11 protein-coding genes and 1 other annotated feature are annotated in these 12,786 nt (G+C 27.5%); all 11 genes read right to left on the reverse strand.

Annotated features, from left to right (window positions below):
- Nucleotides 1-45: 45 nt before the first annotated feature.
- Complete coding sequence (locus tag ACYUET_RS05450) at nt 46-1,572, reverse strand: VanW family protein (protein ID WP_460278262.1); 1,527 nt, start codon at nt 1,570-1,572, stop codon at nt 46-48.
- A gap of 263 nt (nt 1,573-1,835) precedes the next feature.
- Entirely contained in the window at nt 1,836-2,777 is a 942-nt protein-coding gene (locus ACYUET_RS05455; protein ID WP_460278263.1) for a glycoside hydrolase family 25 protein, read from the reverse strand.
- A 130-nt stretch (nt 2,778-2,907) separates the two neighbouring features.
- Nucleotides 2,908-4,425, reverse strand: coding sequence for a sensor histidine kinase (locus ACYUET_RS05460; RefSeq protein WP_460278264.1), 1,518 nt, complete (start codon nt 4,423-4,425; stop codon nt 2,908-2,910).
- Nucleotides 4,415-5,119 (reverse strand): response regulator transcription factor, encoded by a 705-nt coding sequence (locus tag ACYUET_RS05465; RefSeq protein WP_460278265.1) that lies wholly within the window; start codon nt 5,117-5,119, stop codon nt 4,415-4,417. The genes ACYUET_RS05460 and ACYUET_RS05465 overlap by 11 nt, the downstream gene beginning before the upstream one ends.
- 519 nt (nt 5,120-5,638) lie before the next feature.
- A complete protein-coding gene (locus tag ACYUET_RS05470) occupies nt 5,639-6,544 on the reverse strand; it encodes a D-alanine--D-alanine ligase (protein WP_460278267.1) in 906 nt (301 codons plus the stop codon).
- Between the two features lie 202 nt (nt 6,545-6,746).
- A complete protein-coding gene (gene nth, locus ACYUET_RS05475; RefSeq protein ID WP_460278268.1) occupies nt 6,747-7,367 on the reverse strand; it encodes an endonuclease III in 621 nt (206 codons plus the stop codon).
- 1 nt (nt 7,368) lies between these two features.
- Nucleotides 7,369-8,073 carry a lysophospholipid acyltransferase family protein gene (locus tag ACYUET_RS05480; protein WP_460278269.1) on the reverse strand — a complete coding sequence of 235 codons (705 nt, stop codon included), beginning with the start codon at nt 8,071-8,073 and terminating at the stop codon, nt 7,369-7,371.
- Between the two features lie 52 nt (nt 8,074-8,125).
- A complete protein-coding gene (gene queG, locus ACYUET_RS05485; protein WP_460278270.1) occupies nt 8,126-9,121 on the reverse strand; it encodes a tRNA epoxyqueuosine(34) reductase QueG in 996 nt (331 codons plus the stop codon).
- A gap of 9 nt (nt 9,122-9,130) precedes the next feature.
- Nucleotides 9,131-9,715, reverse strand: a complete 585-nt coding sequence (gene epsC, locus ACYUET_RS05490) for a serine O-acetyltransferase EpsC (RefSeq protein WP_460278271.1) — start codon at nt 9,713-9,715, stop codon at nt 9,131-9,133.
- Nucleotides 9,716-9,814: 99 nt separating this feature from the next.
- A complete protein-coding gene (gene cysK, locus ACYUET_RS05495) occupies nt 9,815-10,726 on the reverse strand; it encodes a cysteine synthase A (protein WP_460278272.1) in 912 nt (303 codons plus the stop codon).
- A 220-nt stretch (nt 10,727-10,946) separates the two neighbouring features.
- Nucleotides 10,947-11,201: a binding site (T-box leader), on the reverse strand.
- Nucleotides 11,202-11,275: 74 nt separating this feature from the next.
- The gene (locus ACYUET_RS05500; protein WP_460278273.1) at nt 11,276-12,526 is read right to left on the reverse strand and encodes a magnesium transporter MgtE N-terminal domain-containing protein; all 1,251 of its coding nucleotides are present in this window, start codon (nt 12,524-12,526) and stop codon (nt 11,276-11,278) included.
- Between the last annotated feature and the right edge of the window lie 260 nt (nt 12,527-12,786).

A 12,786-nucleotide genomic window follows, 5' to 3' on the forward strand; every position in this document is an offset into this window, starting at 1 on the left:
AATGATTATACTTTTTATTTGCTCTTTCGAATTTTTAACTTATATTTATTGTGTCGGTACTGGTGGCGCTTGTTGCTCTACTGGTGGTGTTTGTGATGTCTCTGCTCCAGGTGTTTGCGAAGCATCTGGTGTTGATGGAACATCTGATGTTGGTGGAACGGCTGGTGTTAGTGGGGCTGTTCCCTTTCTTACTGTTATATCAACTGATGCATAATAATCTGTTGATATCAATTCCTTATTTATTTGCGAACCATTTTCATATGTTATTTGATAAGAATTAGCTCTATATCCAGTTGTTCCTCCACCTTCCGATACCTCTTGCCCCTCTGGTAAGGTTTGATCATTTATTACTTTCACTTCAGGTGGTATAGTTTGAATTATTTCACTTTCCATATCATATTTTCTGCCATTTAAAGCTTCAACATTACCATATATACTATAGGTCATAACTTTATTATACGTAGTACCTTGTATGTATATTGGAAAATCATAAGTATTTTTAAATTTATAATCTATATCTCCATATGATACAGTCGCATCCAATCCTGGTTTTGCATAACCTACTGACATAGAGTGATTTCTTCTTTCAACTGATCTTATATTGGCATGCATTACAGCTCTATAAAGTGCAGTTGATACTTGACATATTCCCCCTCCAATGCCTGGTTCCACTTTATTAGCAACATATGTAGCTGCTTCTTTATATCCTCTTTCCACAGTTCTTGGGCCAACAATTTCATTAAAGCTAAATTCTTCGCCCGGCATTAGAATAGTACCATTTATAGCATTAGTTGCCATTTCAATATTGTTACTTCTTCCTGCTGGTGATGAACCATAGTCTGAAGAATAAGAACCTATTACTCCATTAATCTTAGATAAGTCATTTTTAGTAATCTTAGGTTGTACAGTTTCTAAATCAATAACTAATTCAGCTTCATCATTAACATGTCCATTAAGAACTTCTTTTAATTTTTGATCTAACGTTTCTATGCTTATGCTTTTCCCCTCAACTTCATCACTTATGGAAAATCCACTCTTATCAAAAACTAAAGTTGCATTTTTAGGACTTTGATTAACCTCATTTTTTAATTTTTCTTCATATGCTTTTAATTTTTCTTCATCATATGTAAATCCTAAATCCACTTTATGCTTATTACTACCTCTATTTGATATATAATAATATTTTTTAAATAATGCCGCATCTTTTCCAAACATATAGGCTTCATCTACAGCCGCATCTATGTTATAAGTTGGTGATATTTCCGAATAAATAAGTTCATATTCCTTATCACTTATTTTTATAGGTAATTTTTTATCTCCTATAGAACCCTGAAGTTTTTGAATAAGTTCTGCCCTTGCTTCCTCCTTAGTCATTCCTCCAATATCTATATCATGTATAGTTACACCTGAATATATCTTTTGGTCCCATTCTTTGACTGTACCCTTAACAGATAAAGAATATCCTGTCAATGAAGCTGTAATAATAACCAATAATATCAACAATGTTAAAATTATTTTCTTATTCTTACTTCTTCTAGGGCCTCTCCCCCTTCTTCCTGTACCTTTGTCCACTGCTATTCCCCTTTCAATAAAATATACCGTGTTCCATAATATGAATATTTGAATATTTGAATATTTGAAATATAACAATAAAACGTAATTATCAATCATATTATATAATATTCCATTTTTAACTTAATAGCAATATAATTAATTATTCCATTTTTAACTTAATAAGAATATAATTAATTCATTTGAATACATGTAAAAGCATCCTAGATTTTCTAAGATGCTTTATATTTTTATATTAAAATTTATAATGCTTTTTATTCTTTTTATAAAGTCACTTTAGCTCTAGTTTTAGAAGTCTCTCCATCATAATCAAACGCTTCAATAGTGACCTCTATTGGTGTTCCTTTTTGAAGATTAAGCTTATTTTTCCTTATTTCATATTTTGTTGCATTTTCGTCAACTGTCCCTACCCATTCTCTATTAACAAATATATTGTACCCTAATAAATCTACATCAGGTACTCTATTCCATGTTAAGTATATATTATTATTATCCATTGTAGCCTTAAAACCAGTTACATTACTTGGTTGAGTCAATAACTCTATATTATTAGGTCCCCAATTACCATCAACTGGGTTTCCTGTTCCAGGAACCACTTCTCTCTCAGTGTACTGCCATATTCTCCATCTAGTCCATCCTGCAATATCAGGCGGATATTCCGGATTTCCTTCAATTTCTTGATACATTGCAATCCATAAAGGCATATTTTTAAGTGGATATCCTCTTCCTGGAATATAAAATTTATCATATAAGTCTATAAAAAATAATCCAGTATAAAGCATCAATCTTCTTCTTGTTTTTTTCTCAAACCTCTTTCTAAATCTGTCAATCCAGTCAATCAAAGTTTTTGTTGTTATGGTTTTATCTATTGGTACCTCAACATCTAAAACTGGGAATAAATCCCCATAATTTTTGTTTCCAAATCCTTGTTGTAATGCATTTATGAAGTCATCACATTGTCTATCAGCATCTGTTAAATCATATGATGGTACTCCAAAATGATAAGCTCCAACCGGAATATTATATTTCCTGCTTTCAGCTGCATAATCAACAAACTTCTTATCAATTCTAAATCTACCAGTTGCAGAACCTGATGCTCTTAAATATAAGAAATCTATCTTAGTTACTAAAATTGGAAATTGAACATCTTTAGTATATTCATTGATATCTATTCCAAATAGACTCTTCGGATTTTTATTTTGCATACTTCCTCCAGATAAAAAAATACTTTCATTAATAGAATATTAATTAGCTTTAAAAAAAGTACCAATATATTCATTAATACTTTAATCTGGGTAAATATAATTATAAAATATATTGTAATATATTCTTTATTTAGATTTGTAGTTGCACATAAAAGCTTATATTATTCCCAATAGATTCAGCCCAAATTTTGCCTTCATGTAGATTAACTATATTTTTTGATATAGCTAAGCCAAGACCAGATCCCCCTGTATTAGTACTTCTTGACTCATCAACTCTATAAAACCTGTCAAATAATTTTTCTAATTTTTGATTAGGTATATGATCACCTTTATTCCTACAAACTATAGTTACATGATTTCCTTCTTCATAAATACCAATAATTATTTCACCTGGTTTATTAGAATATTTAATTGCATTTGTTATTAAATTTTCAAATACTCTAAGCATTTTTGTCGGATCTATACTTACATAAACTTTATCAATATCAAATTTTTTATGTATTGTTAATGAGTTTTCATCTAATATAGGTATCATTTCTTCTATTAATTGAGATAAAAATTCTACTAAATTAACTTTTTCCTTAGAGAACTTTATTCCATTATTATTTAACTTAGTATATTCAAATAAGTCTTCAATCAATAATTTTAGCTTTTCAGCTTTATTAAAAGCTATATTTAAATATTCGTTCATTTCTTCTTTATCTTTATATCTTCCCTCATTAACAAGACCTATATATCCCATAACAGAAGTTAACGGAGTTCTTAAATCATGAGAAACATTAGTTATTAAATCCGCTTTAGTTTGTTCTGCAATCCTTTCTGCATGAATCTTATCTCCTATTTGAACAGCCATATTATTTATATTATAAGCTATATTTTTAATCTCATCTCTTCCTTTTTCATCTATTCTATGATTTAAGTTTCCATTTGCAATAATTTTTAATCCAGATGCAATTTCATCTAGGTACTTCATTTTCTTATTTGTTATAATAACAAAAGATATTATAAAAATAATAAACGTAAGTGCTAATGCTAATGATGAATTAGAAGTGTGTATTGTATTATATCTTATTTCTGCACTTGGAATTTTCGAATAAATTAGATAGAATCTTTCTGATTGTATTTTTAAAGGAATAATATACACCTTTTCTTTAACAGAATTTCCTTCATCATATTCAGTAGTAGTAATAGCATTTTTTAGAGCATTATATATATCTATATTTTCCTCAACCACATTTGAATTTTTAAATACAATTTTACCATCCAAATCAGTAATATATACATTACTATTCTTATATACTTGATAATTCAATATATTTTCTACACTTGCTTTTTCCTTTAAATTTAATGATTTGTCATTTTCTAATATATTGGATAAATTATAAGCTTCATCCTCAATAGTTTTATAATCATAAATTATTTCTGGATTACTATACTCCCTTTTCAATAGATTATTAGTAAAATTATAAAATATAAATGATATTAAAAAACATATCCCTATAACAATCATAAGTTCAAATCTAATACTTTTTTCAATTTTACTTCTTATTTTAACTAATACTTTGTTACTTCTCCTAAAGTATTTTGACGAAGTTAATTTATTGTAAAATCTATTATGAACTTTTTTTTCATTGTTACTATTTTTCAATTTTATATCCAACTCCCCATACTGTTTTTATAAATCTTGGTTTTCTTGGATTTCCCTCTAATTTTTCTCTTATTTTTCTTATATGAACCATTACAGTATTATCTGACGTCATAAGTTCTTGATTCCATACACTTTCATAAATATTTTCTATTGAAAATACCTTGCCTCTATTTTTAGCAAGCAATGCTAATATATCAAATTCTGTTGGTGTTAATTTCACCATATTATCAGATAATATAATTTCATGAGTATCTAAATTTATTGTTAAATCATCTATTTGAATTATATTTTCATTAATTTCTTCTTTTAAAACTTTAGAACTAAATCTATAAAATCGTCTTAATTGAGATCTTACTCTTGCAACTAATTCTAATGGATTAAATGGTTTAGTCAAATAATCATCTGCTCCCATATTTAATCCTAGTATTTTATCTATATCTTCAGTTTTTGCTGATAACATTATTATAGGCATGTCCCTATTTTCTCTAATCTTTAAGCAAGTATCTATACCATTCAATCTAGGCATCATTACATCTAATATAACTAAATCAACATTTTCATTTTCAATAATTTCTAATGCTTCTTCACCATCACATGCTTTTATTGTCTTATATCCTTCACCTTTTAAATATATATCGACTAAATCTCTTATTTCTTTCTCATCATCAACTATTAAAATAGTCTGCATTTCCATAAACTTATTCCCCCAAACTTTTTTTAATAAGGCATATTAACAAAAATAACAAGTACAAAATACCCTAGTTATTTTTTTGATTATGCCTAACATAATAATATATATATTAACTTTATTTTAACTTAAAATTCTTTAAAAAATCTCTTTAAAATTCTTAATATTTTATAAAAATATATTCTTACTTTTAATTTTTTAATAACATTACTAATTTATTAATTAACTTTTATTAATAAAAATTCCTCCTTTACTATTATAATACGGTATTTAATTATTAAACTTTAATTATATATTAAACTAAAGGATAATTTTTAAAAATATAAATAAAGAATTCATATATAGTATTGTACTAGTTTAAATTTAATATAAAACTCTAACAAAATTTAATTATTCAAATTATAATTAAATCTAAACTCAAAAAATAGGACATACTTATTTCAATTTACTTTTTATAAGCTTATTAAAATAAGTATATGTCCTACTTTACTTTTTACGTTTTTATTTTTTTGATTGTACCTAATCCTATCTAACTACTTTCATAGAATCTTCTATTATCATATCTATTAATCTTGGAAAACTAATATTAATTCCTGCTGCACTCTTCGGAATTAAACTATTTTTAGTCATTCCTGGAAGTGTATTTACTTCTAAAATATACGGAATACCTTCTGCGGTAACAATCATATCTACTCTTGAATATACTTCGCATTTTAAAGCTTTATAAGTTGCTAATGCCATTTTTTCCACTTCTTTGTGTAAGTTTTCTTCAAGTTCTATTATAAATTCATCTGAACCTCCATCTGTATATTTTGCAGCATAATCAAAAAATTCAGCTTTTGGTTTTATTGCAATTACAGGAAGCATTTTATTTCCATAAACAGGACAAGTTATTTCATCACCTTTTATAAATTTTTCTATCATAACTTCATTGTCCCATTTAAAAGCTTCTTTTACTGCATTTTCTATCTCTTTTTCTTCTTTTATTATAAATGTTGCTACACTTGAGCCTCCATGAGTAGGCTTTACTACAACAGGATATCCTAATTTATTTATTTCTTCATAATTAATTTCTTCATTTTCTCTTAAGTTAATCCATGGTGCCGTTCTAATGTTCGCAGAATTTAAAATACATTTTGATATATCTTTGTCCATACACATTGCGCTACTTAATGGGCCACAACCTGAATAAGGTATTCCTAATGTTTGTAACACTGATTGGACAGTACCATCTTCTCCGAATTTTCCATGTAATGCCAAAAGTGCAAAGTCTATACCTTCAACTTTAATTACTATATCTTCTTTCTTATCTATAACTATTGGTACAACTTCATATTTTTCTTTATTTATATTTTCAACTATAGATTCTCCACTCTTTAATGATATCTCTCTTTCAGAAGATATACCACCCATTATAATTCCGACTTTCATAATTACCTCCATTTAATACTACTTATATATATTCATCCTTAAAGAATGAACACTTACAATATAAATCTTTATAATAATATTTTAATAAATAATAGACAAAATTAAAAGAACCACAAACTCTATAGTTATACCTACAAGTGGTTCTTTCATGTTCACAACATATTATTTTAAACAATGTTGATATTCACTTAAAACATAAATATTACTTTACATAATTACATAGTTCTCTTAAAGGACATTCATTACATTTAGGTTTTCTTGCTAAACAACATCTTCTTCCATGAAATATTAATAAATGGTGTGTTAAAGACCATTCTTCTTTTGGTATTTCTTTTTGAAGTTGTTTCTCTACTTCTAAAACATTCTCTGACTTTGCAAGGCCTAATCTATTTGAAACTCTAAATACATGTGTATCAACAGCAATAGATGGAACATTGAATGCATTTGATAAAACAACATTAGCTGTTTTTCTTCCTGCTCCTGCAAGAGAAGTTATTTCTTCCATTGTTTTTGGAACTTCTCCATTAAAATTCTCTTTTAACTGCCTAAACATAAGTATTAAATTTTTAGTTTTATTCCTATATAGTCCTATTTTTTTTATTCTTTCTTCTAACTCATCACTAGTTATTTCTAAAAAAGCATTTAAATCTGGATAATCTTTAAATAAAGTTTCTGTTACTTCATTAACTTTTTTATCTGTAGTCTGTGCTGATAAAATTGTAGCTACCAATAGCTGAAAAGGCGTTTCATAATTCAATTCACACTTTGCATCTGGATAAGTTTCTTTTAAAATATCCAAAATCTTTTGTGTTTTTAATTTCATCTTATTTATAAACTCCTCTATAATTCTCTGGTAAAAGTGCCGCTATACTTTTCATTAGCACATTAATACATCTATCCTCATATTCATGTTTACCTTCATCTTTTTCTTTTGAAGGTAAATCTACTTTTTTACCGATATTTACTGTAACATTAGCTTTATTCCATTTTTCTCCTCCCATATCTCCATTTTTACTAATTGGAAGAAGCTTTTCTGTACCAGATATTCCTATAGGAATTATTTCAGCTTTTGACATTTTTGCAAATAATAAAATCCCTTTTTTCCCTTCTATCATGGCTCCCGTTCTACTTCTAGTACCTTCAGGGAATATTAATACATCATCCCCACCTCTAAGAGCTTTTACTATCTTAGTAATAGCATCTTTATCAGCAGAATTAGGCTTTATAGGAATATTTTTAACTACTTTAGTTCCTATACGAGTTACAAGATCATCAGATAACTTAGCCCCTGCAACAAAATATGGGTCACTCTTTTCCTTTAAAATCTTATCTAATACTAAACCGTCAGCATTACTTAAATGATTACTTATAAATATTCTTGGTTTTTTAACTTCATCTAAATTTTCAATACCCTTTAAAGTTATATTTGCATATTTTCTTATATAACTTTGAACCTTCATTTGTCCAAACTTTATAAGTACACTTTCAGGGAATAATTCTAAAATTTTAACTATAGTTGGTGATAGCATCTCTCTTCATCACTCCTGCCTCAATCATATATATGTATAATTATATTCCAAATTAGTTAAAAAGTCTATTTATATACTCTCTTAGGTAAGGAGATTCAACCTTTTTATCATTAATTATAAAATTATCATCTTTTGAATATAATACTTTTCTGATTAACGCATTCCTTTTTAAAACATTTTTTCCTCTCCAACCACAAGAAGTTTTTTTAAATGTTTCTTTAAAATCACTATTATTCATATCAATAATAAAATCATCATTATTATCATTTTTCATGAAATTTAAAGGATTAAATTCTTTTATCTTTGATAACTCTTTTTCAATATTATAAGGACATATAAGCTGACAAGTATCACATCCAAAAATTCTTCCATTTAACTTTTCCATTTGCCACAGTTCTAAATCTTTTTTCTGAGTTAAATACGATAGACAAATGTTACTATTTTTTTTATAGTTATTTATAGCTTTTGTTGGACATACATCATAACATTTAGTACACTCACCACATTCTTTAAAAGAATTTAAATCTTTTAAGGATCCTTTATCTTCATCATAAAATTTTAAATCAGTAATTATTTCTCCTAAAAATACATATGATCCATACTTTTTATTTATAAGAAGATTATTTTTACCTATAAATCCTACCCCAGCTAAAAATGCAATATACCTTTCTGGTAACGAATTACTATCTACAAATGTTTTAGCTATGCCACCATATGACTCTATTATTTTACATATATTATCTAAATATTTATTAACAACATAATGATAATCAAATCCTTTAGTATATACTGAAAATCCATTATCTTTTATTTCTTTCGAAGTCAAATAAGGGAAAGCTATAGATACTATAGTTTCCCCTTCTTGTAAATATTTTTTTGGATTTATTCTTTTTTCTATATCTTGTTCTTCAAATTCATTCTCTAAATTTAAAGCTTTTCTCTCCTTATAGAAACTCTCTAATTCATCAAATCTTCTACACTTTATAAATCCTACTGAATCTATTCCTAAGGATAAGCAGTTTTTAATTATATCTTCTTTCACTCCCATACTATTCCTCTAAATCACCATTTCATTAAATATTTTTTTCTTTCTTCCTTGTAAATCTCTTATTTCTATTATAGTTGCATTAGTTCTTACAATGTTTTTTGCAGCAACTCCTACTGCTGTAGATCCAGCTGGTACCTCATGCAAAACTACAGCATTAGATCCTATTTTTGCATTATCTCCAATATTTATAGGCCCTAAAATTTTAGCACCTGCCCCTATAAGAACATTATTCCCAATAGTAGGATGTCTTTTCCCCTTATCTTTTCCTGTACCACCAAGGGTTACTCCATGATACATTATTACATCATCCCCTATTTCTGCTGTTTCACCTATTACAACTCCCATACCATGATCTATAAATAGCCCTTTTCCTATTTTAGCCCCCGGATGAATTTCTATACCAGTAAAAAATCGTGCTAATTGAGAAATAAGTCGTGCTAGGAAAAATCTTTTATGCTTATATAAAAAGTGACTAATTCTATAAGCTATAAGAGCATGAATACATGGATATAATAACAAAACTTCTATTTTACTTTTAGCCGCTGGATCATTAATTAAAACTCTTTCTAAATCATAATTTAACTTTTTAAACACAGCATAAATCTCCTTTTTTATACAAGGCACATTTAATTACTATTTTTTAATGTGCCTATAGAATTCAGCAGTACCCCTATCATTTAAAAGTTATAACTTCTACTCATATACACCCATTGATATATACTTTTCTCCACCATCAGGTGCAATTGCTAATACTTTTTTTCCCTTTCCAAGTTTTTTAGCTACTTCTATAGCTGCATAAACGGCTGCACCTGAAGATATTCCTATTAGAACGCCTTCATATTTTGCAAATTCTTTTGCTGTTTTAAATGCCTCTTCATCTTTTACAGTAATTATTTCATCAATATATTGTCCATCATAATTTCCTGGAATAAATCCTGCTCCTATTCCTTGTATTTTATGACTTCCTGGTTCTCCACCACTTAAAACTGGTGAAGAAAATGGTTCAACTGCTATAGTCTTAATTTCAGAATTTTTCTTTTTTAAATTTTTTGATATACCAACAATAGTTCCTCCAGTACCAACACCAGCTACAATTGCATTTAAATCAGGAATATCTTCAAATATTTCCTCTGCTGTTGTTTCATAATGTTTTTCTGGATTAGCTAAATTTTCAAATTGTTGTGGTATAAAATAACTATCATCTTTTTTAATTTCTAGAGCTTTTTCTATAGCACCTTTCATACCTTTACTTCCATCTGTTAAAACTAGTTCTGCCCCATATGCCTTTATTAAGTCTCTTCTTTCCTTACTCATTGTTTCCGGCATAACAATTATAACTTTATACCCTTTTAATCCACCTATTAATGCAAGTCCTATACCTGTATTTCCACTAGTTGGTTCAACTATTGTTGATCCTTCCTTTAATAGTCCTTCTTTTTCAGCTTTTTCAATCATTCCAAGTGCTGCTCTATCTTTTACACTTCCACCTGGATTAAACTTTTCTAATTTAACATAAACATCTGCTATATTCTCATCCTTAATTAAATTATTTAATTTTAAAACTGGTGTTTTTCCTATTAATTCTAATACTTCATTATAAATCATTGTTCTAATCCCCCTTAATATTCTTTAATTTTCTTCAATCACTATTACTAAATAATTTGTACTAACTTTAACATTTAATATTGTTATAAAACTAAGTGGCTTAAGCCACGCTTTAATTGTTAATTAAAAAATTTCTATAGTTTTAATTTAACCAATCATTCGGAATTTAAAAATCATATAACTTTTTAGAGAATAAAAAAACTTCATCTACTATAAAACTTATAGAGACGAAGTAATATTCGCGGTTCCACTCTAATTGAATTAAATTATAAATTTAATTCCACTCATTTAAGCACAGTCCATGCCTTATCACTGTAACGGGTGAACCCGGAGAACCTTACTATAAATTAAACTAATTTAATTCAGATTTCAACTCCAAAGGGCACTTCGCATAAAGTATTGATGAAAAAATCTCAGCTTCTTTTTTCTCTCTGTAATCTTTCTTTATGTTACTTTCCTTTTTCAATGTTTTTAATTCTGAGTAATTCGATATGGTTTATATTTTTATTATATGTTATTTCAAAAAAAAGTCAATATTATTTTTAAAAATTAATTTTTCTTTTTCCAAAGTGGATATAAAAATTCATCTACTAAATCATGAATTATTACTATTCCAACTAATTTTTCATCTTCATCTATTACTGGGACAGTTACTAAATCGTATTTAGCTGCAACTTCTATTGCTTCTTTAATTTCATCATCATGTTTTACATGTGAAACAGTTTCATCCATAATATCTTTTATCTTTTTTTCACCATCATTTATAAGTAAATCTCTTAATGCAATCATACCTTTTATTTTTTCTTCTTCATTTGTTATATATATATAATACATAACTTCCTCATCTGGTTGCATTTCTTTTAATATATCTATAGCATCTGATACCGTTATATTTAAATTAACAGATATAAATTCCTTACTCATAATACTTCCTACTGTTTCATCTTCGTACCTAAGTAATTCTTTAACTTCATCTGCATCTTCTTTTTCCAAATTAATTAATATTTTTTCTCTCTCTTCTTCATCTAAATCATCTAAAAGATCTGCAATTTCATCACTTGCCATATTTTCTAAAACTTCTGCTGCTCTAGTTTCTGATAACTCTTTAATAATGCTTCCTTTGTATTCCGGATCTATTTCTTCCAAAGTGTCAGCTGCTAAATCTTCATCTAATGATTCAAAGATTTGGTTTCTTGATCTTTCATCTAAATCTTCTAATATATCTGCAAGATCTGCGGGATGTAGTGTTGATAACTTTTGATATGGAACTACTAATTTTAAATTGTTATCAACCATTTCTAATGATTCAACATCTTCCCACATTAAAACTTTGTCTTCATAGTCTTTTCCAAAGATTTTATAAATAAACTTAATTAAACCTGCTATCTTAAATCTTCTATATCTAGCTAAAGGTCCTGTTTCAACTGCAACTACCCTATATTCTCCTGCAATTTCTGCTATTCTTAAATCATTAACTCGTACAACTTTTTTTCCGTTTATATCTACTATCTTTTTATCCAATAAATTTTCTGATAAAAGATAGGTATAAGTCATTGGTAATATCTCTTTACTTCCTCTAGTTTTAATTCTGACATTACCACCATCTTCTAAAAATTCAATATATCTAAATTCATAATGAAATGTAACTCCATCTCTTTTTAGCTTATATCCTATAACCCTTGGATACCCCTCTTCTGTGGTTACATAGACGTCCTTTATTTCCCCAATTACATCTCCAAATTCATCATAAACCCTTCTAGACAAAATACTTGTATATAAAAATACTGATAATTTTTTCATGCAAGACTCCTCCTATATTAAACAGGAAAAATCTTACTTAATATAAATTAAATGAAGGCTTCCTGTTTAAAATATTAAATATTAAATTATAACTCTCAATCATCTGAGGTCCAGCCTCCATTTTTTACACCACCCTATAGTACATTTTCTCTAAAATAATTGTTAATTATTAGATATTTTTTATTTTACCTACTCATTTCTATTAATTATTATATTACATAGCGCTAAAAAGGCAACAAATTTTTACTCATATGCTTATG

It is taken from the genome of Clostridium sp. CTA-5, from assembly GCF_054768135.1.